The organism is Arthrobacter sp. Bi83 (genome assembly GCF_918698095.1).
In the GTDB taxonomy this organism is placed as follows: domain Bacteria; phylum Actinomycetota; class Actinomycetes; order Actinomycetales; family Micrococcaceae; genus Arthrobacter.
The window spans coordinates 49322-73406 of record NZ_CAKKLY010000012.1 but is presented as its reverse complement, the minus strand read 5'-3'; the positions used below and the strand labels follow the sequence as shown (position 1 = coordinate 73406).

Sequence of the window (24085 nt, the reverse complement as noted above, 5' to 3'; positions counted from 1 at the left end):
GGAGGAGGATTTGCGGCAAAACTCGAGGAGGCCCTCATGACCCAGCTTGGCAGGTTTGAGAAGTACCTGATCGAGGAATTCTTCGACGATTACCGCGCTGGCGCCATGACCCAGCACACATTCACTCGCAGGGTCGCATTCATCACCGGCAGCATGGCGGCAGCATCGGCCGCGATGCTGCTGGTCGGTTGCTCGCCGAATGAAGTTCCGCGCAGCACCGATCCCATGCCCACCCCGGCGCCTTCGTCGTCGCTTCCCGGGAGCGCGGCTTCCGCCGGCGCAGTACCGGGGGCGAAAAGCCCCCTTTCCGTTCCTGAGGGTGCGGCGGGCCTGGTGACGGCCACGGTGCGATTCCCTGCCGGCGGAGCAGACGTCAGCGGCTACCTTGCCCGCTCCGAGGCCAGTAAGGCAGGGCCCGCTGTGCTGGTCTGCCATGAGAACCGCGGGCTGACCCCGCATATCCAGGACGTGGCACGCCGGTTCGCCAAGGCCGGATATACAGCGTTGGCGCTGGACCTGCTGAGCAGGGAGGGAGGCACGGAGAGTTTGGACCGGGATGCCGTCCCTGGGGCACTGACCAAGGCCGGAGCACAACGCCACGTGGCGGACTTTTCCGCCGGTTTCGGCTACCTGCAGTCCCAGGACTTCGTAGATCCGGACCGGATCGCCATGACCGGCTACTGCTTCGGCGGCGGCATCACCTGGCAGGCGGCGACGGAGCTGACTGGTCTGAAGGCAACCTCGGCGTTTTATGGACCCGCTCCCGATCTGGACAAGGTCCCGTCCATCAAGCCGGCGGTCTTTGGCGTGTATGCGGAACTTGACGACCGGATTACCGGCGCAATGCCGGCGTTCCGGGATGCGCTGGCCGCCACAGACGTCCGCCACGAGCTCAAGGTATATCCCGGCGTCGACCACGCGTTCCACAACGACACCGGAGATCGCTACAACGAAACGCAGGCGACCGCCGCCTGGAACGACACACTGGCCTGGTTCGGCAAGTACGTCTGACGGTGCGCGCGTTGGCGCAGAGGCGTCCATGTGGCCCGTATGCTCATGACGACTAGGTTGCGTCCCGCACGTTACAGCGTCCGCTGCCGGCTGGGGAATGTGATCCTGTCAAGGTCCTTCGCGGCCACGACTGTTGCCCCGCCGGCGCATGCCCGGGCCTGCCCGGCAAGCAGGTTAACATCCGCATAGCGGGACGAGAAGTGGGTGAGGACGAGCGTGCCGACTCCAGCTGCGGCGGCCAGTTCGCCTGCCTGCCCGGCGGTGAGGTGGGCGTACTGGGCGGCCAGGTCGACGTCGTCGTCACTGAAGGTGGATTCCGCCACCAGCAGGTCAGCTCCTTCCGCGAGTTCCTCTGCGCCCCGGCACGGCGCCGTATCCATGACGAAGGCGAAACGCTGACCGCGCCGACGGACGCTTACCTCGTTGAGGTGCACTCCGCGCAAGCTGCCGTCTCTCTGCAGGCGGCCAATGTCCGGCCCTGCAATGCCGGCCGCTGCGAGCCGGTCCGGGAGGAGTGTGTGGCCGTCCGGCTCGGTGAGCCGGTAGCCGTAGGTCTCGACGCGATGCTTCAGTGGCCGCACTTCCAGCCCCGGCGCGATCTGTCCGGGACCCGAGTGCGGGTGCAGTCGCAGGTCAATGCGTGGAGGCGTGACGGACACGAGCGCCCGGACCACGTCCTCGCCGGAGGCTGGATAGTGCAGGTGCACCGGATGCGCCAAGCCGTCCAGAACCATACGCGAAAGCACTCCGGGCAGCCCAAAGCAGTGGTCGCCGTGGACATGAGTGAGGCAGATGCGCGTGATTTGGCTGGCCGAGACTCCGGCGTGGATCATCTGCCGCTGAGTGCCTTCCCCCGGGTCGAAGAGCAGGCCCTCGCCGTCCCAACGCAGCAGGTAGCCGTTGTGGTTGCGGGTCCGCGTCGGAACCTGGGAGGACGTGCCAAGGACGACCAATTCACGCATGAAGGGAGTGTCTCACCGGCTCGCGGCGCAGGGCCATCGTGCGGGGCAACTTCATGGGGTGCTGGGGCACAATACTTCATATCTCTAATGGGCTGCGCGCGGGTTGGCGAAAACAAATCGGCGGCAACAACGTGGCGCATGGCGGGATTATGAAAAGATCAACCATGCGTCCGATGCAGCTCTCCAGCAAACTCCAGAACGTCCGGTATGAACTCCGAGGACCCCTGCTCCAGACGGCCAAGCAAATGGAGGCCGAGGGACACAGGATTCTCAAAATGAATCTCGGGGACACCGCGCAATTCGGACTTGAAGCGCCTGAATCCGTAGTGGTGGACATGATCCACCACTTGCGCGGCGCCCAGGGCTACAGCGATTCCAAGGGCATTTTCTCGGCCCGCACCGCCATCTCACAGTATTACCAGACCAGGGGTCTCCTGCAGATTGGCGTCGAGGATATATTCATTGGCAACGGTGTCAGCGAACTCATTTCCATGAGTCTTCAGGCATTCATGGAAAACGGTGACGAAGTTCTCATCCCTGCTCCCGATTACCCCTTGTGGACCGCCGCCGTTTCGCTCACCGGCGGCAAACCCGTGCATTATCTGTGCGACGAGGACGAAAACTGGTGGCCGGACATGGCCGACGTCGAGGCGAAGATCACCCAGCGCACTAAAGCGATCGTTATTATCAATCCGAACAACCCCACCGGGGCCGTCTATCCGCGGCAGGTTCTGGAGCAGTTCGCCGCCCTGGCACGCAAGCACAACCTCGTCCTTTTCTCCGACGAGATTTACGAGAAAATCCGCTATGAGGACGCCGAGCACATCCACACTGCCGCAGTGGCGGACGATGTCTGCTGCCTAACGTTCAGCGGTCTGTCCAAGGCGTACCGCATGCCCGGCTACCGCGCTGGCTGGGTGGCCGTCACCGGTCCGCATGCGGCGACGCTGGCTTACCGCGAAGGGTTGGAACTGCTGGCTTCCCTCCGCCTGTGTCCCAACGTCCCTGCCCAGCACGCGATTCAAACCTGTCTCGGCGGCTACCAGAGCATCGATGCGCTGATCCGGCCCGGGGGAAGACTGCGGGAACAGCGTGACCGAGCGCTGAAACTGCTCACCGCCATACCCGGCGTGACGTGCGTCCCCGCTGCGGGAGCAATGTATTTGTTTCCACGCCTTGATCCAGAGCTCTATCCGGTAAAGAACGACGAGCAGTTTGTCCTGGATCTGCTGCGGGACCAGAAGATCCTGGTTTCGCACGGAACGGCGTTCAATTGGCCCGAGCCTGACCATTTCCGCTTCGTCATCCTTCCATCCGTGGAAGACATCGAGGAAGCAGTGCGCAGAATCTCCGCGTTCCTTGCGGCCTACCGGAGCAGTTAGCAACTGAAGGGGAGCGAACTGGTGAGTGAAATTGTTGATCGACTGGCGGCGGCAATGAACGCCCATGACCTCGAAGCGGCAGCCGCGCTGTTCCACGAGGACTACCGAAGCGAGCAGCCGGCGCATCCTGGCAGGGCCTTCGTTGGCCGGGCCCAAATGCACGCAAACTGGCGGGCGATGTTTGCCGGCATTCCTGATTTCCGCGCGGAAGTGGTCCGTTCAGTCGACGACGGCAACACCACATGGAGCGAATGGTTGTGGTCCGGAAACCGCACTGACGGGCAGCGGTTCCAGGTCCGTGGGGTGACCCTTTTCGAAGTGGCTGGAGACTTCATCACCGCAGGCCGCCTCTACCTTGAAAATGTCGAGCGCGAAGATGTGGGCATCCAGCAAGCGGTGCAGGACCTGTCCGGACGCCGACCCGGCCGCTCAGGGGACTGAGCAGGCAGGCCCTGGGCGGTGCGGAAGCTGCCCCGATGCTCCTCCCGCTCCCGGTTTGAGGGAGGGGAGGAAACAGGGACCCGCCAGGCCTGCGTTGGTGCCCGTCTTACTTGTAGACGCGGACCCAGTCGACCTGCATCTGAGAAGGCGTGGTGCGTGCCCCGTTCGGGAACCAGTCGAGCTGCAGTGTCTGGTGCATGGCAACCGACGGCAGGTGCGCCCGGTTGGTGTCGGTGAAGGTCTTCACGCCGTCGATGTATCCGGTGATGCCGGAAGGAGTCCATTCCACCGCGTAGTTGTGCCACTGCGTCGTATCAACGGCCTTCGCCATCGTGGTCTGGGAACTGGAGCCGCCGCAGGCGTAGTGCAGGAAGAACTTCATCTTGGTGGTATCAGAGGTGCCCTCGGCATAGTCGATCTCGGAGCATTTCGGTCCCGTGCTGCTGTTGGGCCAGAGGATCAGGACCGGATGGTACTGCGGTGCCCGGGCGCTGGTCCTCATGCGGGTTTCCCATCGGCCGTACTTTTGGCGCCCGAACTTTGCAGACATACCGCCGGTGGTGCCGGCCGAGTCACCCTTTACCGTGGCCACGCCGTTGGCGACGGACCAGGCCTTCGCGCTGCGGACACCCTTGCCCGCGTGCCCTGAACCCTTGTAGACGCTCCATTTTGTGGCGTCCGGTGCACCGGCGCGGGAGAACTCGTCGCCCGCAAGGACCCGGCCCCAGCGCAGGCTTGTGGCGGCCTGCTTGTCTGTGCTCGCTGTGGTGAGGTAGGAGGCGGGCACAACCGTCGTTGCCGCAGCGCCGCGTGCGTAGGACGCGGGGGCTGCAGCACCCGCGGCTGGATCGGCGGCAACCGACGGGCTGGTGGTGCCGGTTGCAGATGGCGCGACGCTGCACCCGGTCAGGGACAGGGCGCCGATGGCAATGGCTATGGCGAGCTTGTTCTTGGACAAAAGAGGACCCCTCCGGGCATAGGAATGGCGCACACGAACCACAGCCGGGGTGTGATGACGCATGCGGAAGTTCTTCGGCCCCCTTTACGGGAGCCGGGGCGGCAACGGTGCCGCCCGACGGGTCCAGAGCCCTGCGTTCAGGCATCCGGGGCCCGGTTTTCGGGCCAGCCCTCCGGGCCAGTCGCCAACGTTACCTGTTCGTGACCATTGACTGCAAACCGAAATCGGTTGACAGGATGGAATCGAGTGCTTGGCAATGTCCGGTCGCATGGGAATGGTCACCATGCAGGAGCAGGCGTCGGCTGGCGATTTTGACGTTTCGGGCGCAACGGCCCCGTGGGACCGACGCTGCCGTTCAGCGCGGGCTCTGCCCGCTACCGATCAGCGCTATTGGCGCATCTAACGGCGCCTGCATGCAGCGGGCTCCCGGTGTTCAAGCGTCCGAGGGATCGGTGGCCAGGTTCCCTGGTCACCGATCCGGGAAGTCGGCCCACCGATCCGGGAAGCCGGCCCACCGATCCGGGAAGCCGGCCCACCGATCCGGGAAGCCGGCGCGGACCCAAAGACTGCAGGCAAAAACCGCGTCGGGAGCCGGCAAGGCGGCGCAGTAAGGCTAGTCCGCCGCCTTGGCGAACGTGGCAGCGCTCAGGAACTCGATGCCCGTAAACGAGTCGTCTCCTTCGACCCAGGCGTCGTGGCCTGGCGGGATGGTGTACGAATCGCCCTGAGTGATGTTGATACGTTTCCCATCAGTCGTTTCGACGACCAGTTTCCCGGCGACGCAGAAGCCGACGTGGCTGTTCTGGCACGAGTCGGTATTGACCACGGGCTTGATTGACTCGGACCAACGCCATCCGGGCTCAAATGTGAGCCGGCCAATGGTGTAGTCGCCAACCGTGACGACGTCGACCGCGGCCTTATCCGGGCGGCGCTTTTCGTCAGGGGTGTTGTGTGACTTCACATCCAGCTGAGTGACAACGTTAGTGGGCATTGCACTCCTTCTTTCAACGTGGGGTGGATATGGGCCGTCAGGTCAGATACTGAAACCCGACAGCAGAATGAGCACGCGCGCGCAGATTTCGTGGCAAACCATTCACCAGATTGCGTACGGTGACAGCCTCCTCCGTTCGGTCGCAGTTGTCGATACTCCACGATCGAGGCCGGGACTCAATGGCCGGGGGTGCCTTTGCGCTGATGATCAACCGACGGGATGCCCGTGGTCGCAGGTGGTTTCACCGGGCCTGACCTCATGCCCCTGGATGCAGGTCACGCCGGGAGGCGACGGCGTGTCATGCGCGATGAAGAACAGGCTGCTGTTGCCGTGGCTGAACTGGCTTTCTTCGCGCTGCAGCCATGAGGTGGTTTTGTGCCTGTGCTTCTTCGAAGCCTCAGAGTCATCGTGCTGTAGGTGCCGAAACGGGTTCGTGACCACGGCGACCTCGACCTTTCAATATTCCGTCGCTGCCTCTGCGCAGTGAAAGAGCCGGTGCAACGAGTATAGGCGCGGCCGTCGGCTCGGATAAGCCCTCACAATTGACCAAGACACGTGCATCAGGGGGATTAGACGTCGCGGCGCGGGACCGGAAAGAATAGTCAGGTGAGTGAGGCTGGCGAGTTCATCGACATCGCCCTTCAACGTGAAGGTGCGTGGCATCGGGCCGAAGATATGCGTCTCAAGCTTGGCGACGATCTTCAGTTCTACGGCTCCTCGGTTGGGGCGGTGCGGGGCGCCATCCGCGATGCCCTCCGCCGCCACTCCGACCTGACGCACGACGAGGTCACCGCATTGAGTTCAGAGCTCTGGGCTGTGCCGGTTTTTGAACGCCGCCTCGCCGCCGTCGTACTGCTTCAATCCAAAGTGCGGCTACTGATGAACTCAGACCTGACCCGTATCGAAGGCTTTGTCAGGACAGCACGATTGCGCGACTTGGTCGATCCTTTGGCGGTGGACGTCGTTGGTCCCCTGATGGAGGGTCTCGACGCTCAGGGTAGGGGACGGGCTGACGCTGTGCTGGACCGGTGGGCGGAGGAGTCTGACGTCTGGTTGCGCCGTGCTGCCCTCTTGGCGCCGCTGCGGGCACTTCGGCGCGGCAGGGGTGACTGGGACAGGTTCTCGAGCCAGGCGAGGACCATTCTCGAGGAACCCGCGGGCGATGGCCCCGAGTGCAGGGCAGCCCGTGAGGCAATCTCCTTCGTACTGGATGAAGTGGCGAAAAGCCGGCCGGAGCTGCGGCTTTCGACCGGCTTATAGGTCCGCGGCTGTACCCGAAGCCGCTTAGGCGCTGACCGTTTCCGGCTCGGGCTGGACGCTCTGCTGCGCCGACGGCATGGTGTGGATGTGCTGGCGGAGCGGGTGGAACTGGCTTGGGCCAAGTCCGCCGAACTCGTACGCGGTCTCGGCGTGCTCGGTCAGGTCTACGCCCGTGACCTCGTCCTCATGGCTGACACGGAAGCCGATGGTCTTGTGGAGGGCGATGCCGATGACGGCCGTCATGAACGCGGACAGTGCAAGGGTGATGAGGACGGCAACAGTCTGGGCAACGAGCTGCTGGATGCCGCCGCCGTAGAAGAGGCCGCCGCCTTCGCCGTTGACGGGCAGGGCGATGAAGCCCAGGGCCAGTGTGCCGACAAGCCCGGCACCGAGGTGGACACCGACTACGTCGAGCGAATCGTCAAATCCAAACTTGTACTTCAGCTCCACGAACATGGCCGAAGCAAACCCGGCAACCAAACCGAGGGCCACCGCGGCGACAGGACTGACGTTGGCGCAGGCGGGAGTGATGGCGACCAGGCCGGCGACGGCGCCGGACGCAGCACCCAGCGAAGTCGGGTGGCCATGGCGGACTTTTTCGGTGACGAGCCAGCTGAGCATCGCCGCTGCCGGAGCCGCAAGCGTGTTGATCCAGATCAGTCCGGCCTGCTCGGCGGTGGTGGCTGCGCCGGCGTTGAAACCGAACCAGCCGAACCAGAGGATCCCCGCGCCGAGCATGATGAACGGGACGTTGTGCGGCCGGTGGCTGGCGTCCTTGCCGAAGCCGTGGCGCTTGCCGATGATGAGGGCAAGAACCAGGGCAGCGATGCCGGAGCTGATTTCGACGACGGTGCCGCCGGCGAAGTCGATGACCTGTCCGAAGACTGCGCTGACCGCTCCGCCGTGGCTCATGAGGCCGCCGCCCCAGACCATGAAAGCGAGGGGGCAGTAGACGGCTGTGATCCAGAGCGGGACGAAAATGACCCAGGCGGTGAACTTCGCCCGGTCTGCGATGGCGCCGCTGATCAGGGCCACGGTGACCATGGCGAACGTTCCGCTGAAGCCGGCCTTGATCAGGTCAGAACCAACGATGTTGGAGAGGCCGAAACTGGCGAACGGATTGCCGAACACGCCCAGGAAGCCTTCGCCGCCGCTCATCGAATAACCCCAGAGGACCCAGACGACTCCGACAATGCCCGCCGAGACGAAGCTCATCATGATCATGTTGAGGGCAGCCTTCGCACGGGTCATGCCGCCGTAGAAGAGGCCCAGACCTGGGGTCATGAGTAGAACGAGTGCCGCCGACACCATTACCCAGACGTTTCCCGCAGTGAGTTCCACCAGTGTGTCCCTTCGCATCAAGTTTGCCAACCGGGCTCCGATGATGCCGGCCGATTTCCCCCGTATCGATACTCGTGGACGTTTGTTTCAGGCCATGGCTAGCCGAGTTACGTCAACGTTTCAGAAATCGTCCTAAAGTAAAGCCCGCATGACCGATCTGTTTCCGGAATGTTAACGGAGCCGCTTGAGGCGCGGCCTTATTGGGCGCTCACAAGGCCTTTGGAGCGGAAACACGCGCCTTGGCCGGAATGGCTCGGTGAAAACACGTCCAGCAGCGGTTCATTACGGCTGCGTGAACGGCTCCTAACCGGGCATCCGGAGTGGCCGTGCGGCGGCCGGGATGTTGACCGCCACCTCGCGGCGCGCCCACGATGGCGTATGTGCAGTGCGGGAAACCCGTCTGTACAGTGCGGGAACCCCGTCGACGACCGAGGAGCAGCTGTGGATGATCCCTATAACCTTGATCGCTTTCTGACCGCCCAGAACGACGGCGGCACCTACGATCAGGCACTGGCCGAGCTGCGGGGCGGCAGCAAGAGAGGTCACTGGATGTGGTTCGTGTTTCCCCAGATTGCCGGGCTGGGCCAGAGCGCCACGTCCAGGCTGTACGCCATCTCCTCGCTGGATGAGGCGCGGGCTTACCTCCGGCATCCGGTGCTCGGCCCGAGGCTGACCGAGTGTGCGGACGCAGTGGCCGGGCTCAAGAACCGGACGGCGGGACAGATCTTCGGCGGCATCGACGCGCAGAAGCTGCATTCTTCCGTGACCTTGTTCTTGCGCGCAGCAGCACCAGCGGAACCGGCCTTCCAGAAAATTCTTGATCAGTACTTCCAGGGAACGCCTGACTCCGCAACGGACGAATTGCTGGCGGAACAGCGACCTCGCCGCTGACCCCTTCTTGGGGGTGAGCGGATGGGCTGAGCGGCCAGGCAGGCGTTGTAGCCGGGTCCGGCGTTTCGGGGGGAGTGCGCCCGGACCCGGCAGTCCCTCATCGACGGTTCGCGGCTTCCTTCAACTTCAGGACACAGCTACTCTCACTGCTGTCTCTTGGGAAAAGCCCGGGCTTCAGACCCGATCTGGTGGTCCGTCCCGCACCCCCCAAATGGGGGGTCAGCCCATATTCTGCAGCCATCCGCCCGACTCCTTCTCCGGTCGGGTCGGCGGTCCTACACTGGAAACACGAGCCGGTCCGCAGCGAGCGGGGGCACGACGGAAGGACAGCCATGGGTCTGGGCGACAAGATTGATAACGCAGCAGAAAAGCTTGGCGGCAAGGCCAAAGAAGGCGCTGGCAAGGCCAGAGACGATGAAGGCCTCGAAGCGGAAGGCAAGGCCGACCAGGCCAAAGCCGACATCAAGCAGGCTGGCGAAAAGGTCAAGGACGCCTTCAAGCACGACTGACCTCGACCAGTTCCACGTCCAGCAGGCGGCCGTCGCCGACGGCGGCCGTCATGTACGTGCACACGGGCTGGCGCCGGCGGTCGGTGGGTGAGCCGGGGTTGAGCAGGCGCAGGCCACAGCCCGACGTCGTGTCCCAGGGAATGTGCGAGTGGCCGAAGACCACGACGTCTGCGTCCGGGAAGAGCGCTTCGCAGCGATCTTCCCGCCCTTTCGCCGGCCCGGTCTCGTGGATCATGCTGAAGCGCACGCCGTCCAACGTGACGCTGGCCGTCTCGGGCAGCCGCTGCCGCACGTCGCCGCCGTCGTTGTTGCCCCATACACCGATCAGCCTGCGGCTGCGCCGCTCGAACTCGTCCAGTAGTTCCGCCGTCACCCAGTCCCCGGCGTGGAACACCACGTCCGCTTCGGCGACGGCGGCCCACACCTGTTCAGGCAGCGTCCTGGCCCGCTTGGGGACGTGGGTGTCGGAAACAAGAAGCAGCCGCAGGCTCATCAAAGCATCTTCCCATGGGGCACACTGGAACGATGGAGAATATGGTTTCGCCGCCGCCCGGAGATCCCCGCCGCCCGTTCGGCCCGCGTGATCCCGGCGACGCCTGGGTGGAAGGGGAGCGCGGGCGATTCTGGGGCCGGTTCGGTTCAGCAGGGCTCCTGGCCCATGATGCGGAGAAGGGCATCCTGCTGCAGCACCGCGCCACGTGGAGCGACCACGGCGGTACGTGGGGCCTTCCCGGCGGCGCGCTCCATCAGGGAGAGGACCCTGTCACCGGTGCACTCCGGGAAGCCTTCGAAGAGGCCGCTGTCCCGGAGGAGAACGTCAGGGTCCTGTTCACCTCTGTGTTCGACGTCGGCTACTGGTCCTACACGACTGTCGCGGTCGTCGTCCTGGAGCCGTTCGAAGCCGCCATCACCGACCCCGAAAGCATTGAACTGAAGTGGATCCCCGTCGACGATGTGGCCGGGCTCAACCTTCACCCCGCCTTCGCTGCGTCTTGGCCAGCACTCAGCGAGAAACTGCTCGAGCACGAACGGCCGGTGCTTCATGACTGACCCGCTGCTGCATGATTGATGTCGAGCGGTTCCGGATGCTTCTTGAAGCGGAACGAGCCCGCAAACTCGCCCTGCTGCCCGCGCTCCGCGCCGACATTGCCTCGGCCAACGCCGCCCGCCAGAACTCCAATGTCGACGACGAGCACGATCCTGAAGGCGCCACTATCGCCTTCGAACTGTCCCAGGCCTCGGCACTGCTGGACCAAAGCAGGTCCGGCCTGACACAGGTCGAGGCCGCCCTGGAGCGGATCTCCGCAGGCACTTACGGTTCATGCTCCATCTGCGGGGAGCAAATCGGGGAGGGGCGGCTTGAGGCGCGGCCGTGGACGCCATTTTGCATCCGTCACGCGCGGGGCAAAGCCTGACGAAACACGGCCCGTCATCCTGTCCTGACGGCCTGTTCCGAAGATGGGGCCAGCACCGTACGCTAGGGCTGGGAGGTGATTGCCATGGAGGCAACCCAGGGAGACCGCATCATCATACACGGTAGGACGGTTGAATCGTCGGACCGGCATGGTGAGATTCTGGAAGTCCGCGGGCCCAACGGAACCCCGCCGTACCACGTCCGCTTTGACGACGGCCACGAGACGATTATGTATCCCGGCGGCGACTTCACTGTCGAGCACCGCCCCACATAGTCCCCTCCAGTGAGCGCATCCACGAGGCGGCCCGACAGGATCCTGATTGTCATTCTTTTCATCATCGCCGGCCTCGAACGGGTCGGGCCCTTTCGGGAACCCGGAGTACGAGACCGAGGATGTGTTTGATCTCGTCAAGGTCAACGGAAGATGGCTCGTGCAAACCGCCCCGTGGCGACTCGCCATCTGTCTGGTCTGGGCCGCTGTGTGGGGGTGGCAACGGTGGATGTGGCTGCATCCTGCCAAAGGGCCCGGCCGGCTCGCAGAGGTGCCCACCGTGGCGGGCTCGGTGTTCGGACTGCTGATCGGCGCCGGCGGGGCGGTCAGCGCTTTGGGGGCGCTGCTCGATTCCGGCCTTCAGGGATTCACTGGCACTCATTCGATCGGGGCGCCATGGTGGGCCGAGGGCGAGTATGTGCTGGTGGTCGTTGGCCGGAATGCCCTGATCGACGTCATTCCGCTGGCGGGCGATTCCCTGAAGGGAATGCCCCTGAAAGGAATGCCCCTGCCAGGAACTGCCGGGTCAGGAAACGGGCTGCTGTTTGATCGGTGAGCGGTCCTGACCGTATTCCGCGGTGACCAGGATAGGCAGGTGGTCGGACTTGCCGCGGGGCAGCGTCTCAACGCTTTCAATGTCCAGCCCCAGGGACGTCGCGAAGTCGAAGTGGCCTTTGAAGACCTTGTAGCGCGTATAGGTCCTGCGGTTACTGAGCGACAGGGCGTAACCCGAGTCCTTCATGTTGGCGTGCAGACTCTTGGTGAAGAAGGGGTAGTTGAAGTCCCCGACCATCAGCGTCATGAGCCCGCTGCCCATGCTCAGCAGCTCCGCGTGCGCGGCATGGATCTGCTTGCGGCGGAGCGAATTCGAGGCGGTCAGCGGCGCCGCGTGGAAGGAACCGATGACCAATTCGTGGTCCGTCTCGTTGTCCACCATTCGGGTGCCGATCAGACGCTCGTGGGCGGGCGCCATCACACGGTCGTGCATGGACTTCTTCAGGGCAAAGGTCTTGGTTTCCAGCGCCGTGAACCGTTCGGTGCGGTAGTAGATTGCCAAGCCGAGCCGGTTGCCCTTGGTGAAGTCGGCCAAGTGCAGGGGGCCGAGGGTGTCGGGCAGGTCGGCTGAATCGCACTCCTGCAGGCAAAGGGCATCGACCCCGAAGTTGCGGGCCAGATTGACCAGCTCGCCGCTCGCCTTGTGCTTGCGGAGGTTGTAGCTAATTACTCGCATCAGTGGAACACCTCTTCTGAGGGCTGCTAGAAGGACCAGTCTCCGAGTCTACCCAGAACATCATATGGAGAACGGGAGCTTTAAGCGCGCGCGTCCGGCGGCGCCGCGACCAGGCGGGACCAGCACCCAGCCGCGGCCGTCGTCGGTGTCGTTGTCCGATGTGGAGCCGTCCCCGCCCCCGAGTGGCCGGAGGATCCGGTGCCCCCGAAGCAGGGGGCCTGGGACATCTGCCCGGGGCGCGAAGCGATAGGGTGATTCGGGATGATCAATCAGAGCTTCGAAGGGGTCGACGTTGACTGCTGCACTGCCGGAACTCGCCGAGGGCGACTTCTATTACAAGGACTTGGGTGGGGGACGCTTCTGCTCAACCATCCATGCCCAGGGGGCCTGGAACGTGCACGAACAGCACATGGCGCCGGCCTCGGGATTGCTCGCCGACCGGCTGGAACGGCACGAGCCGCGCGCTGACATGCGCATGGCGCGCATCAGCTACGAGATCCTGGGCCTGATTCCCGGCGGCGGCTTCGACATCGTCACCACAACGCTCCGCCCCGGCCGGACCATCGAACTCCTGCAGGCAGAATTGGTGTCGGCCGGACGGGTGGCCATCCGGGCCACCGCGTGGCGGATGGTCACTTCCGATACCGCCGCCGTCGCCGCCTTCGAGGACACGGCTATCCCGTCCCCTGGCGACTGCAAGCCATACGACGGCGCCAGCGTCTGGCCCGGCGGGTACATCCGGTCGCTCGAGATGAGGGTAGCGGACGGTCACCGGCCAGGCTCGGGCAAGGTCTGGTTGCGCACCGACCACTCGCTGACGAACGCGGCGGACAGCACTGACATGGCACGGCTGATGGGCCTCGTGGACACGGCTAACGGCATTGCCGCCAGAGTGCCCCCTGGTAAGGACAGCTATGCGTTCCCCAACCTGGACCTGCAGATCCACATGTACCGCCGGCCGGAGGGCGAATGGCTGGGTCTGGACAACGCCGTGTCTTTTGGCACCGACGGGATCGGGCTCACGTCCACGGTGCTGCATGACCTGGCCGGGCCGTTCGGCCGCGCAGAGCAGATCCTGACGCTGCGGAAGAGCTAGGAGCCGCCGCCGGATCCGGTGAACCGGCCTAGTGGAACACCAGCCAGCCGGCCAGCGTGGCGAGCGCGGTCAGCACGGCGCCCCAGGCCAGGTCAACGAGAATCAGCTGGAGAGGCCACTTTTTGAGCGTCGCGGCGTTCGTCAGGTCATACGTCGCGTATGCGAACGCACCCAGCGCCGCCCCATAGCCGACGGCGGCCAGCCAGCCGCCGCCGTCGAGCGCTGGCCGCAGCGCGAAAAAGACGATCCCGGCGATGTAAATCAGGTAGAAAGCGACGGCGTACCCTAGATTGGGCCGATCGGCCAGCAGGTCGCCGATGTGGCTGCGGTAGAACGGGTTCATGAGCTTGAGCCATACGGCGTCGATCACGGCGAACGCACTTGCTACGACCAGAAATTGCACTATGACCATAAGGGAGCTTAGCAATATGCAGCAGGCTGGGGCCGGACCGCGGGCGCTGACCGTCGTTCGCCAGCACCACTCGCTGGGGGCAGCCAGGGACCTTGACTTCGGGATCGAGCTGCTGGGCCTGGCCAAGGCGGGCCGGATCGGGCCCACGCTCAGGCTCTACCGCCCCGCGCCGACGGTGGCCTTCGGGCAGCGCGACACCCGTCTCGCCGGCTTCGGAGCCGCCGCGCAGGCGTGCCGCGAGCAGGGCTTCGAGCCGCTGATCCGCAAAGCCGGCGGACGGGCCGCCGCGTACCACGAGGGCACCCTGATCGTTGACCATGTGGAACCCCACACTGATGCGATCGCCGGAGCCAAGGGCAGGTTCGCGTTCTTCGGCGAGATGCTGGCGCAGGCGCTCCGCAGCACCGGTGTGGATGCTGCCGTAGGCGAGATTCCGGGGGAGTACTGCCCGGGCGAATTCAGCGTCCACGGCACCGATCCGGAGGTTCCCTCGCATCAGGTCAAGCTCGTAGGAACCGCGCAGCGCGTCGTGTCCGGCGGGTGGCTGTTCAGCTCGGTCATCGTGGTGGAGAATTCGGCGCCGATCCGCAGCGTCCTTACAGCGAGCTATGCCGCCCTTGGTCTGGACTGGGATCCGGCGACGGCAGGCGCGGCGGACGACCTCGTGCCGCACCTGGACGTTCAGGCCATCGAGGACGCCGTGATCAGCACTTATGGCGGCTACGCAGCCCTCGCGCACGCGGACTTCAGCAGCCTGCAGGGTTAACGGCAGCCAGCCGGTGTATCGCCTATGCTCGATGGCGTGCTTTACGCGGGTTTCCCGCGTTGCCGGATTGGGGGGACTGGAATGGTTGAAACAGGGAAAAGAAGCTCAGATGTACCGGCCAAAAGGCTGGCGCTCGCCGTCGTGCTTGCCGGCGCACTTGCCGGCGGACTGACGGGGTGCGGCGCTCAGGCGGTGCGGGCGACGGACCCGGCGACGCCTGAGACGCAGGCGTCCGCGGCTGTCGTGAAGTCGGGTGCTCCCACTCCGAGGTCACTGAAGGGGCCCAAAGTGGCCGATTCGTTCGGAAACGTCGATTTCTACACGACGGCGGCGGGTGACACCCACGCGGCCCTGGCTGCCGCGTTTGGGATCTCGGAGGCCAAGATCGCCGCTTTTAACGGGCTCACTCCCGGGGCGCCGCTGGTACCCGGAACGAAACTGCGGCTGATTCCTCCTGCCGGCCCGATGGCCGCAGCCACCGGTACCGCGAGTGTCGATGCCGCCGGCATCCCCAGGACGTACATCGTGTCGGCCGACGACACGCTGGACGGCATCACGTACCGCTTCGGCATCACTGAGGAACAGCTGGCGGAGGCAAACAAGGTCCCGTTCGTCCACGAGCAGGGGAACGTATACTTCCTTCACCCGGGTCAGCAGATCGAGCTGCAGAAGAAGCCGGTGGACAGCCGATCCGGCACCGGAAAGACCGTCAACAACTCATTCGGCCGGGCCGACTTCTACACCACTGTGGACGGGGACTCCCTTGACAGCCTCGGCTACCGGTTCCGCTCCACCACCCGGCAGCTGCTGCTGTACAACCCCGGATTGAAGGCAGACCGGCCGATCCCCGCCGGAACCCGGGTGAGGCTAATGCCGGGAGACTTGAAGATCGAGGGCGCGCAGGGCACCGCTACTGCCAGCGCCGACGGCGTGCCTGTCACCTACACGATGGCGGCCGGGGACGTCGAGTGCCAGGTCGCGTTCCGCTTCAATCTGCGCCTCGATGAACTCGAATCCGCCAATCGGCCGCTGACGCCGGGAACGCGGACCTGGATTGAATTCACTGACCTGCCGTCCGGCGAGCTTAAACCCGGCCAGACCATCAGCCTCACCCTGGACCAGCCCATCACTAAGTGAGCGGGCAACCCTACGGAACGGCCAGGAACGCGGCCAGGATCACCATCAGGACGGCGATGGCGCCGTCGAGAACCCGCCAGGCTCCGGGGCGGGCAAAAACCGGGGCCAGGAACTTCGCACTGAAGCCCAGGAGGCTGAACCAGAGCGTGCTTCCCGCGATCGCTCCCCAGGCAAACGGCCAGCGGCCATCGGGGCCCCGGTCGGAAGCCAGGGAGCCCAGAAGCACCACGGTGTCCAGATACACGTGCGGGTTCAACCATGTCAGGGCGACGGCGGTACTCACCGTTGCTGCCAGCGTGCTGCGTGCGGATGGGGCGGCGGCCGTCATGACGCCAGGCTTCAGGGCGCGCCTGGCCGCGAAAAAAGCATAGGCGAGAAGAAAGGCGGCTCCGGCCCAGCGGACAATGGCCAGTGCCAGCGGTGCGGCCTGGATCAGCGCGCCCACGCCGGCCACGCCCGCAGCAATCAGGACCGCGTCGCTTGCGATGCAGACAGCCACGATGGGGACCATGTGCTCGCGGCGCAGTCCCTGGCGCAGGACGAAGGCGTTTTGCGCGCCAATGGCGACGATGAGGGACAGGCCGGCTCCAAAGCCGGTGGCAAGGGCAGCGAGAGTGTCAGGGATTTCCACCTGCCTGACTCTAGGTGCCACGGAATCATGAGTACAGCTAAACTTTCTTAACTCTATTAAGGAAAATTCAGGATGGATGCGACAACCGAACAGCTCAGAACGCTCGCGGCGGTGATCGACCACGGCACCTTCGACCGTGCCGCCGCGGCGCTGCATGTGACGTCGTCTGCCGTCAGCCAGAGGATCAAGGCACTGGAGCAGCAGACCGGACGCGTCCTGCTGCTCCGCACCAAGCCGGTCCGGCCCACGAAGTCCGGAAGCGTTGTGGTTCGGCTGGCCCGCCAGGTGGCTCTCCTCGAAAGTGAGGCCATGGATGAACTGGGGCTGGAGGGTGCCGGGGCGCGCCCGCGCATTCCGCTGGTCATCAACGCCGATTCGCTGGCTACGTGGGTTCTCCCGGCCCTGGCGCGAGTTGAACGGGCAAGTTTTGAGATCACCATCGACGATCAGGACCACTCCATCGACCGCCTCCGCGAAGGAACCTCGATGGCGGCCATCACTTCCAATCCGGAGCCGGTGCAGGGATGCACTGCCCGCCCGCTGGGCGTCATGCGCTACCGCCCTGTGGCCAGCGTCCCGTTTGCGGAACAGTGGCTGCCCGAGGGGTTTACCGACGAGGCCCTGTCCTCGGCGCCGGTGGTGGTTTTCGACCGCAAGGATGCCCTCCAGGACCGCTACCTTGAGCGCAGGCTGGGCTCAGGTGCCAAGTTCCCGCCCCGCCACTTCGTCCCCGCGTCCTCGGACTTCGTGCACGCGATTGAACTCGGGCTCGGCTGGGGCATGCTGCCCGACCTTCAGGCCATGCCACTTCTTGACGCCGGCACCCTCACCGTGTTGGATGCAAACGGGTATCTGGACGTACCGCTCTACTGGCAGCAGTGGTCCATCGAATCAACCACGCTCACCCGGATCGCCACGTCACTCGCAAAAGAGGCGGCCGCGCAACTGCGCTGACCGCCTCCCTCCCGTGCGCCAGGTTGAACCTGTGCGGCTGTTGACCTTATGCCGCGAGACGGCTCTTGACCTCGGCGGCCGACGGGTTCGTGGCGGCGGTGCCGTCCGGGAAAAGGACGGTGGGAACCGTGCGGTTGCCGCCGTTGATCTGCTCGACGAGTTCGGCCGTGCCGTCGACTTCTTCGATGTTGATCTCGGTATAGCCGATTCCCTGGGCATCGAGCTGCTTCTTGAGCCTGTTGCAGTAGCCGCACCAGGTGGTGGAAAACATGGTGATGGTGCCGTCTTCGGGAGTGAAGTCCACGGAGCTCTCCTCGTGTTTAGGTTTTATGCCGGTCAGTTTCGTTCCCGTCAACCGTAACCCGTGCGTCGGTATTCCCCCGCTTGTATTGCGATGGCATGCTGGTGCCATGTGTGGACGCTACGTGATGGCCAGGGCCGTCGGGGACCTGCTGGCAGAATTCGACGCCGAACTCGAAAATGAAATAGCCATCCCGCCGTCCTGGAACGTTGCCCCCACGGACGATGCCCCCATCGTCCTGGAACGCCTGATCGATGGCGGCACCACCCGCCAGCTGCACATCGCCCGCTGGGGCCTCGTGCCGTCCTGGGCGAAGGACCCGCGCATCGGGCCGAAGATGATCAACGCCCGGAGTGAGACCGTGCTGGAAAAGCCGGCGTTCCGCAAGGCCGTGCAGTCGCGGCGCTGCGCTGTGCCGGCGGACGGCTACTACGAATGGAAGCAGGGCGAGGGCCGCAGCAAGCAGCCCTACTACGTCCACCCCACCGAGGGCACCGGCATTGTCTTTGCCGGGCTGTACGAGTGGTGGAAGGATCCGTCCACGCCGCCGGGCGACCCGGCACGGTGGATGCTTTCGATGTCCATCATGACGGCGGATTCCCCGCCGGAGGGCGCTGAAGCCACGGTGTTCGGTGAACTCACGGCGCTCCACGACCGTGTCCCGCTGCCCATGAGCAGGGAAACGATGGCCGCCTGGCTCGACCCGCAGGTTGATGATGCCGCCGGGCTGGTGGACCTGGTCCGCTCCGGGGTGAAGGATGTCGCGTCCGGCTGGCGCGTGGATTCGGTGGGGAAAGCCGTGGGCAACGTCCGCAATAATTCGCCGGAACTCATCGAGCCAGTGGAGGCCCTCTTCTGACGCCGCATACTCCGCCGGCAGCCATCAGACGGTGACACGTCCGCCGTCGTCAACTGTCCAGGTGGGGTTGAAAGCAATCTCCCACCGGAAGCCGTCCGGATCGGCGACGTACCCCGTGTAGCCGCCCCACGGCTGGGTCTTGGGGCTGGCCACCACAGTGGCTCCGGCGGCTTGCGCCTGTGCCACCACCTGGTCGACTTCGTCTGCGCTTGCCACGTTGTGGCTGAGCGTAATGCAGGGGACGGCGGCCGGGACGGCGGCCGGGGCGTCGACGGCCGCCTCGGCCTGCATCTGCCCGGCGTCCCAGAGCGAGAGAATGAGGCCGTGGTTGACCTGGATGAACACCACCTCTGGAAACTCGCGGTGGACGGGCCAGCCAAGGCCGTCCACATAGAAGCGGCGGGAGGCGGCGACGCTTCGCACTCCCAGTGAAATAAAATCGACTCGGGGCTGCATGGTTCGATACTGTCATGGACATGCTCACAAATCACGGAGACGATAAGAACGCCAAGGCTGACAGGGAACAGCTCGCAGCTGTCCGGATCGCCGTGGACGAGGTTGATGACCAGATCGTCACGCTGATTGCGCGCCGCGAACGACTGATCAGGATCGCGGGAACGCTCAAGGGCGACGACGCGGAAGTCCGGGCCCCCGGACGGGTGGAGCACGTGATCGAACATGTCCGTGCCGCGGCCGAGAAAAAGGAAATTGACCCGGATATCGTGGAAAGCACCTACCGGGCCATGATCTCGAAGTTCATCGAGCTTGAGCTGCAAATCCACAAGGACAACAGCTAGAACTTTGCGAAGCGCCTAGAGCGCTTCGTCCACCGGCACTCCTGACTGGAATTCCCGGCCGTCGGCCTCGCTGAAGGCCGACATGAGGTGGCCTTTGCCCAGCCCGAGCACAGTGCTCATGGGGAAACTGCCGGTAATGGTGCTGCCGGAATGTTCGACGCTGTTGACGTCGAAGTTCTCCTCCGTGCCGTCATGGCTGAACGAGTAAATCGACACCGCCTCGCCGTTCATGAACTCAATTCCAAGCCTCCGTTGATGTGAGTAATCCGGAGTTGCAGCCACGAGCCCCACTACGAAGGCGCCCGATCCTGGAATGTTGCCGTCAATATCGAATTTGGCCACCAGGGTGGTGTCTTTGGCGGCGATGCTTACGTGCTTCAGGAGTGCGTCATTGGAACTCATGGCTCCATCCTGCCCCCTGAGCCGCCGTCCGTCCACACCTCATCTAGGTTTTGTCGGAGCCCCGGCGTAGACTGGTGTTATTCGAATACATATTCTAATAACCCTTATTTACCGCACATTCAGTTTGGCTTCCGGAGGCACCTATGGGCATGTTCAGCGAGTCCGTAGACGTCGTTTGTGGGGCGGAAGGCCAGCCGGTGGAGCTTCAATGGGGCGGCAGGACGTACACGGTAGGCGCTGAACCGGTGCGTTGGTATGAACGCCGCCAATGGTGGGCTGAGGAGCAGCGGGCCCCGCTGGGCAGCGGCCCGGGGCTCGTGGATCACGAGATCTGGCGCGTCCAGGTGGTCTCTGCGAAAACGCCTGCCAAAGCCACTCAGACACCGCCGGCTGATGAGCACCTGACACTTGATCTGGTAAGGCATACCGGCAGCGGACGGTGGAGGCTTCTCCGGATCCACGATGCACTCCGGCATAAAACAGCATGAGCTTCACCCACCTGCACGTTTCCACCGCCTTCAGCGCCCATTACGGGGTTTCGTGGCCTGATGACCTTGCCCAGTCGGCAGCAGCCGAAGGGGCAACAGCCCTTGCCTGCACTGACAGGGACGGACTGTACGGCACCATCAAGCACCTCAAGGCGTGCATGGGTGCCGGACTCGACCCAGTCGTCGGGGTGGACCTCGCCGTTTTCGACGACGACGGCGACCTCCGCACCCAGCTTGCCGGCCGCGTCGTGGTGCTTGCGCACGGCAATAACAACGGAGCAGGATACAAGGCGCTCTGCCGGCTGATTTCGGATGCGCACGCCCGCACCACTGGTAAAGCGGGGGGAGTCGTCCCAGTTGCCGTAACCCGGGCGGAACTGGCATCAAGGATCCTTGACCCGGAAACCCTGAAGCCGGTCCTCACCGTGCTGATTGGTCCGGATTCCGACGTCGGACGTGCCATGGGAGGACGGCGGTACCTCCGGCCGCGCACCCTGTTCAAGGGCTGGCTGGACACGATGCCAGCCGGAAGCCTCGCTGCCGAAGTTGTTTCCCATCTCAGCACCCCCGGCGAGCCGCTGAGTACTGCCCACGCAGTACGGATGCTCAGACTTGCCGAGGAGCACAGTGTTCCGGCTGTACTCACCAATGCTGTCCGCTATTGTGCCGAGGACGGGGCAGCTACGGCCGACGTTCTTGACTCCGCCCGGACTTTGAAGTCGCTGCCGGAACTTTCCGCCGCCCCTCTCCTGCAGCCAAACGGACAGGGCTGGCTGAAATCGCCGGCGCAGATGCTGCAGCTGGGTCGGGAAATTATTCACGCCGCCGGGTATGGGGCAGCGGATCTTCAAGTGCTGCTCGCTCAAACGGAGGCGCTCGCCGACCGCTGCAGGATAGATCCCGTTTCAGACATGGGCTGGAAGCAGCCGGTGGTTCCGGAAGCGTCAGTGATCGGCATAGAGGGTGATCCCCTCGCGGAGCTGGCGCTGAGGTGTGAGGCAGGTGTGGCACGCAGGTTCCCCGGGATTTCCGGCAAAGCGGAGGCTGCGATGCGCGCCCGCCTGGGTCATGAGCTGAAGATCATCTCCAATTTGGGCTTTGCCTCATATTTTCTGACCGTGGCTGAAGTGTCGCGGATGATCATTGATATGGGGGTGAGGGCCGCTGCCAGGGGGTCGGGAGCGTCCAGTCTGGTCAATTACCTGATCGATGTCAGCCAGGTGGATCCGCTGCAGCATGACCTCATCTTCGAACGCTTTCTGTCAGGAGACAGGTCCACCCTGCCGGACATCGACATCGACGTCGAAAGCGCCGAGAGGCACAATGTTTACCGGAAGATCTTTGACCGCTTCGGCGCTCAACGCGTCACCCTTATGAGCATGCAGAACGGGTACCGTGCGCGGGGTGCCGTCCGCGATGCCGGGATGGCCTTGGGAATGGATGATGGCGATGTCGGGGAGATCGCCAAGCAGCTGTGGCGCTTCTCTGCCCGGAAGTTCAGGGAAGCGCTTGAGGAAAAACCTGAGCTTCGTGAATTTGCTGGCCGGGTGGAGCAGCGGGACTTTTCCGGAAACCAGCAGCTGGACCTGCTCGTGGACCTGACCGAACGTCTGGACAGGCTTCCCCGTCACATCTCCATGCACCCCTGCGGGGTAATCCTTGGCGATGCGGGCCTGATGGACCGGACCCCTGTGCAGCCCAGCGGACTGGGGCTTCCAATGAGCCAGTTCGATAAGCACGACATGGACCCCATGGGCATGCTCAAACTTGATGTGCTGGGAGTCCGGATGCAAAGCGCCATGGCTTTCGCCGTCCGGGAGATCATCCGGATCCATCCTTCAAAGGGTGAAGTGGTGGCTGCCGGCGCCCATCCCGTGGGACCTGACGGCAACGGGCCCGATTACATCAGTGAGGACGGCCGCATTGAGCTCAACGCTGTGCCGCTGGATGATGAGCCTACATACGAACTAATCCGGAGCACCCATACTCTTGGCTGTTTCCAGATCGAATCGCCGGGCCAACGCGAACTCGTGGGTAAATTGGCCCCCCGGGAATTCAACGATCTCATCATCGATATCTCGCTGTTCCGTCCCGGGCCAATGAAATCGGACATGGTGCGGCCTTTTTTGGAACACCGGCATGGGTTCGCGCCGGAGGTCTACCCGCATCCGGACCTGAAACCTGTGCTGCAGGAAACTCACGGGGTGACCGTATTCCACGAGCAGATCCTCAAGACATTTGACGTCATGACGGGCTGCGGGCTTGCCAGGGCCGACGAATTCCGCCGCGCCCTCGGCAACGGGGAGCTTGAGCCGAAGGTTGAGGAGTTCTTCCGCCGGAAAGCGCGGGAAAACCATTACACCCCGGAAGTCGTGGACAAGGTTTGGGGAACCCTCAAGGCCTTCGGCAGCTTCGGGTTCTGCAAGGCCCACGGTGCGGCCTTTGCCGTGCCCACCTACCAGTCAGCCTGGCTGAAAGCCCATCATCCTGAGGCGTTCCTTGCCGGTCTCTGGGAGCACGACCCCGGCATGTACCCCAAGCGCCTGCTTGTCGCCGAGGCCCGCCGTCTGGGGATTCCAATTCTTCCGCTGGACATCAACCGCAGCCTGGCTGAGTACCGTGTGGAGCGGATCGAAGAGGGGCCGGACCGCGGGAAACTTGGCATCCGGCTGAGCCTGAACGGTATCTTCGGCCTCTCAGGAGCGGAGCTGAAACGAATCGTTGCCGGGCAGCCCTATGACTCCCTGGCTGATCTCAGGGCACGGTCAAGGCTGAGTAAACCGAGTATCAAGAGACTGGCACAGCTGGGTGCCTTCGATTCGCTGCACCGTGAATCCGGCGGTGCCGCCAACCGGGCTGACCTTGTCCAGCATCTTCAGAACCTGCAGAACCGGCAGCCCAGGAAAGGAATCGACGTTATTGATGGCCAACTGGCCCTGCCCCTTGGAGACGTTGAACTGAGGAATATCAAGGCTGAACTCCCACCTCCCACCATGATCGAAAACGTCAGGGCTGAGTTGGACCTGATGGCTGTTGATGTCAGCGAGCACCTGATGTCGAGCCACCGGCCTCTTCTGGACAGGCTGGGCGTCACCACCGCGGACAAACTCCTCGGGTTGAGGAACGGCACGGAGGTTCTGGTGGCCGGGGTAAGGATCGCCACCCAGACCCCGCCGATGCGCGGGGGCCGGCGGGTGGTGTTCATCAGTATCGATGACGGCACAGGGTGTGTGGACTCTGTGTTCTTCCACGAGGCCCAGGAGCAGGCGGGATCTCTGCTTTTCGGAACCCGGCTTCTGCTGGTCCGCGGAACAACACGCAGAACCGGCCCGCGGGGGATCAGCCTCAGTGCCAGCATGGCTTGGGATCTCAGCCGGATTGACACGCTGCCCTTCCCTGAGAATGCGCCCTTTCCTGGGGAGGAATCCCACCACCTGCATAAGCCGGACAGCGGGGAGCCTCATCCCGGCACCGTCATTCCGGACGAATTCCGGCTCCCCGGGCCACTCAGCGGAATCAGCAGGAACCTTGCCATCACCGGGCTGGGCAGCTGACCTGCCCGGTCCCGCCCCTTCCGTGC

General features: G+C 64.1%; 30 protein-coding genes. 18 read left to right on the top strand and 12 right to left on the bottom strand.

Features of this window, described 5'->3' with window-relative positions; translation table 11 throughout:
* The first annotated feature begins 36 nt into the window (after window positions 1–36).
* Window positions 37–1011 (top strand): dienelactone hydrolase family protein, encoded by a 975-nt coding sequence (locus LQ144_RS08095; RefSeq protein ID WP_230118062.1) that lies wholly within the window; start codon window positions 37–39, stop codon window positions 1009–1011.
* Window positions 1012–1082: 71 nt separating this feature from the next.
* Here the strand turns inward: LQ144_RS08095 and LQ144_RS08090 are convergent, their stop codons facing one another.
* Window positions 1083–1973, bottom strand: a complete 891-nt coding sequence (locus LQ144_RS08090; protein ID WP_230118061.1) for a ribonuclease Z — start codon at window positions 1971–1973, stop codon at window positions 1083–1085.
* Window positions 1974–2137: 164 nt separating this feature from the next.
* Between LQ144_RS08090 and LQ144_RS08085 the strand changes: the two genes are divergently transcribed.
* Window positions 2138–3355: a pyridoxal phosphate-dependent aminotransferase gene (locus LQ144_RS08085; protein ID WP_230118084.1), complete on the top strand. Its 1218-nt coding sequence runs from the start codon at window positions 2138–2140 to the stop codon at window positions 3353–3355.
* Between the two features lie 21 nt (window positions 3356–3376).
* Window positions 3377–3796, top strand: coding sequence for a nuclear transport factor 2 family protein (locus LQ144_RS08080; protein WP_230118060.1), 420 nt, complete (start codon window positions 3377–3379; stop codon window positions 3794–3796).
* A gap of 106 nt (window positions 3797–3902) precedes the next feature.
* On the opposite strand, the gene LQ144_RS08075 is transcribed toward LQ144_RS08080, so the two are convergent.
* The 3 genes from LQ144_RS08075 to LQ144_RS08065 all read right to left on the bottom strand — a co-directional run bounded on the left by LQ144_RS08075 (window position 3903) and on the right by LQ144_RS08065 (window position 6186).
* Complete coding sequence (locus LQ144_RS08075) at window positions 3903–4754, bottom strand: glycoside hydrolase family 16 protein (protein ID WP_230118059.1); 852 nt, start codon at window positions 4752–4754, stop codon at window positions 3903–3905.
* 613 nt (window positions 4755–5367) lie between these two features.
* Window positions 5368–5745: a cupin domain-containing protein gene (locus tag LQ144_RS08070; protein ID WP_230118058.1), complete on the bottom strand. Its 378-nt coding sequence runs from the start codon at window positions 5743–5745 to the stop codon at window positions 5368–5370.
* Window positions 5746–5952: 207 nt separating this feature from the next.
* The gene (locus LQ144_RS08065) at window positions 5953–6186 is read right to left on the bottom strand and encodes a hypothetical protein (protein ID WP_230118057.1); all 234 of its coding nucleotides are present in this window, start codon (window positions 6184–6186) and stop codon (window positions 5953–5955) included.
* A 165-nt stretch (window positions 6187–6351) separates the two neighbouring features.
* Between LQ144_RS08065 and LQ144_RS08060 the strand changes: the two genes are divergently transcribed.
* Window positions 6352–7005: a DNA alkylation repair protein gene (locus LQ144_RS08060; protein ID WP_230118056.1), complete on the top strand. Its 654-nt coding sequence runs from the start codon at window positions 6352–6354 to the stop codon at window positions 7003–7005.
* Window positions 7006–7029: 24 nt separating this feature from the next.
* Here LQ144_RS08060 and LQ144_RS08055 read toward each other — a convergent pair whose 3' ends face one another.
* Entirely contained in the window at window positions 7030–8346 is a 1317-nt protein-coding gene (locus LQ144_RS08055; protein ID WP_230118055.1) for an ammonium transporter, read from the bottom strand.
* Window positions 8347–8787: 441 nt separating this feature from the next.
* Here LQ144_RS08055 and LQ144_RS08050 point away from each other — a divergent pair, with 441 nt between their 5' ends.
* Both LQ144_RS08050 and LQ144_RS08045 read left to right on the top strand, forming a co-directional pair.
* Window positions 8788–9237: a DUF1810 domain-containing protein gene (locus LQ144_RS08050; protein WP_230118054.1), complete on the top strand. Its 450-nt coding sequence runs from the start codon at window positions 8788–8790 to the stop codon at window positions 9235–9237.
* 332 nt (window positions 9238–9569) lie between these two features.
* The gene (locus tag LQ144_RS08045; RefSeq protein ID WP_230118053.1) at window positions 9570–9746 is read left to right on the top strand and encodes a CsbD family protein; all 177 of its coding nucleotides are present in this window, start codon (window positions 9570–9572) and stop codon (window positions 9744–9746) included.
* On the opposite strand, the gene LQ144_RS08040 is transcribed toward LQ144_RS08045, so the two are convergent.
* Entirely contained in the window at window positions 9733–10239 is a 507-nt protein-coding gene (locus tag LQ144_RS08040; protein ID WP_230118052.1) for a metallophosphoesterase, read from the bottom strand. The two genes, LQ144_RS08045 and LQ144_RS08040, sit on opposite strands and share 14 nt — an antisense overlap.
* Window positions 10240–10271: 32 nt before the next feature.
* On the opposite strand from LQ144_RS08040, the gene LQ144_RS08035 reads away from it, so the two are divergent.
* The 4 genes from LQ144_RS08035 (at window position 10272) to LQ144_RS08020 (ending at window position 11987) form a co-directional block, all read left to right on the top strand.
* Complete coding sequence (locus tag LQ144_RS08035; protein WP_230118051.1) at window positions 10272–10796, top strand: NUDIX domain-containing protein; 525 nt, start codon at window positions 10272–10274, stop codon at window positions 10794–10796.
* Window positions 10797–10807: 11 nt separating this feature from the next.
* On the top strand, window positions 10808–11161 hold the full coding sequence (locus LQ144_RS08030; protein ID WP_230118050.1) for a TraR/DksA C4-type zinc finger protein: 354 nt from the start codon (window positions 10808–10810) through the stop codon (window positions 11159–11161).
* 84 nt (window positions 11162–11245) lie between these two features.
* Complete coding sequence (locus LQ144_RS08025) at window positions 11246–11434, top strand: DUF1918 domain-containing protein (RefSeq protein WP_230118049.1); 189 nt, start codon at window positions 11246–11248, stop codon at window positions 11432–11434.
* Window positions 11435–11480: 46 nt separating this feature from the next.
* A complete protein-coding gene (locus tag LQ144_RS08020; RefSeq protein ID WP_230118048.1) occupies window positions 11481–11987 on the top strand; it encodes a hypothetical protein in 507 nt (168 codons plus the stop codon).
* Here LQ144_RS08020 and LQ144_RS08015 read toward each other — a convergent pair.
* Entirely contained in the window at window positions 11958–12662 is a 705-nt protein-coding gene (locus LQ144_RS08015) for an endonuclease/exonuclease/phosphatase family protein (RefSeq protein WP_230118047.1), read from the bottom strand. The genes LQ144_RS08020 and LQ144_RS08015 overlap by 30 nt on opposite strands.
* Before the next feature lie 292 nt (window positions 12663–12954).
* On the opposite strand from LQ144_RS08015, the gene LQ144_RS08010 reads away from it, so the two are divergent.
* The gene (locus tag LQ144_RS08010) at window positions 12955–13758 is read left to right on the top strand and encodes a thioesterase family protein (RefSeq protein ID WP_230118046.1); all 804 of its coding nucleotides are present in this window, start codon (window positions 12955–12957) and stop codon (window positions 13756–13758) included.
* Between the two features lie 28 nt (window positions 13759–13786).
* Here LQ144_RS08010 and LQ144_RS08005 read toward each other — a convergent pair whose 3' ends face one another.
* Window positions 13787–14170 (bottom strand): DUF2177 family protein, encoded by a 384-nt coding sequence (locus LQ144_RS08005; RefSeq protein WP_230118045.1) that lies wholly within the window; start codon window positions 14168–14170, stop codon window positions 13787–13789.
* A gap of 16 nt (window positions 14171–14186) precedes the next feature.
* On the opposite strand from LQ144_RS08005, the gene LQ144_RS08000 reads away from it, so the two are divergent.
* Both LQ144_RS08000 and LQ144_RS07995 read left to right on the top strand, forming a co-directional pair.
* Window positions 14187–14936, top strand: coding sequence for a lipoate--protein ligase family protein (locus LQ144_RS08000; protein ID WP_230118044.1), 750 nt, complete (start codon window positions 14187–14189; stop codon window positions 14934–14936).
* A 288-nt stretch (window positions 14937–15224) separates the two neighbouring features.
* On the top strand, window positions 15225–16073 hold the full coding sequence (locus LQ144_RS07995; RefSeq protein WP_230118043.1) for a LysM peptidoglycan-binding domain-containing protein: 849 nt from the start codon (window positions 15225–15227) through the stop codon (window positions 16071–16073).
* A 10-nt stretch (window positions 16074–16083) separates the two neighbouring features.
* Here the strand turns inward: LQ144_RS07995 and LQ144_RS07990 are convergent, their stop codons facing one another.
* Entirely contained in the window at window positions 16084–16704 is a 621-nt protein-coding gene (locus LQ144_RS07990) for a LysE/ArgO family amino acid transporter (RefSeq protein WP_230118042.1), read from the bottom strand.
* 72 nt (window positions 16705–16776) lie between these two features.
* Between LQ144_RS07990 and LQ144_RS07985 the strand changes: the two genes are divergently transcribed.
* Complete coding sequence (locus LQ144_RS07985) at window positions 16777–17658, top strand: LysR family transcriptional regulator ArgP (protein ID WP_230118041.1); 882 nt, start codon at window positions 16777–16779, stop codon at window positions 17656–17658.
* A 46-nt stretch (window positions 17659–17704) separates the two neighbouring features.
* Here LQ144_RS07985 and LQ144_RS07980 read toward each other — a convergent pair whose 3' ends face one another.
* Window positions 17705–17962 carry a mycoredoxin gene (locus tag LQ144_RS07980; RefSeq protein ID WP_078028863.1) on the bottom strand — a complete coding sequence of 86 codons (258 nt, stop codon included), beginning with the start codon at window positions 17960–17962 and terminating at the stop codon, window positions 17705–17707.
* 106 nt (window positions 17963–18068) lie between these two features.
* On the opposite strand from LQ144_RS07980, the gene LQ144_RS07975 reads away from it, so the two are divergent.
* On the top strand, window positions 18069–18818 hold the full coding sequence (locus LQ144_RS07975; RefSeq protein WP_290369730.1) for an SOS response-associated peptidase: 750 nt from the start codon (window positions 18069–18071) through the stop codon (window positions 18816–18818).
* A gap of 24 nt (window positions 18819–18842) precedes the next feature.
* Here LQ144_RS07975 and LQ144_RS07970 read toward each other — a convergent pair whose 3' ends face one another.
* Entirely contained in the window at window positions 18843–19274 is a 432-nt protein-coding gene (locus tag LQ144_RS07970; protein ID WP_230118040.1) for a VOC family protein, read from the bottom strand.
* Window positions 19275–19288: 14 nt separating this feature from the next.
* Here LQ144_RS07970 and LQ144_RS07965 point away from each other — a divergent pair, with 14 nt between their 5' ends.
* Window positions 19289–19615, top strand: a complete 327-nt coding sequence (locus tag LQ144_RS07965; RefSeq protein WP_230118039.1) for a chorismate mutase — start codon at window positions 19289–19291, stop codon at window positions 19613–19615.
* A gap of 15 nt (window positions 19616–19630) precedes the next feature.
* On the opposite strand, the gene LQ144_RS07960 is transcribed toward LQ144_RS07965, so the two are convergent.
* Entirely contained in the window at window positions 19631–20017 is a 387-nt protein-coding gene (locus LQ144_RS07960) for a hypothetical protein (protein ID WP_230118038.1), read from the bottom strand.
* A gap of 143 nt (window positions 20018–20160) precedes the next feature.
* Between LQ144_RS07960 and LQ144_RS07955 the strand changes: the two genes are divergently transcribed.
* Window positions 20161–20505: a DUF6504 family protein gene (locus LQ144_RS07955; RefSeq protein WP_230118037.1), complete on the top strand. Its 345-nt coding sequence runs from the start codon at window positions 20161–20163 to the stop codon at window positions 20503–20505.
* The gene (gene dnaE / locus LQ144_RS07950) at window positions 20502–24059 is read left to right on the top strand and encodes a DNA polymerase III subunit alpha (RefSeq protein ID WP_230118036.1); all 3558 of its coding nucleotides are present in this window, start codon (window positions 20502–20504) and stop codon (window positions 24057–24059) included. The genes LQ144_RS07955 and dnaE overlap by 4 nt, the downstream gene beginning before the upstream one ends.
* Window positions 24060–24085 lie beyond the last annotated feature (26 nt).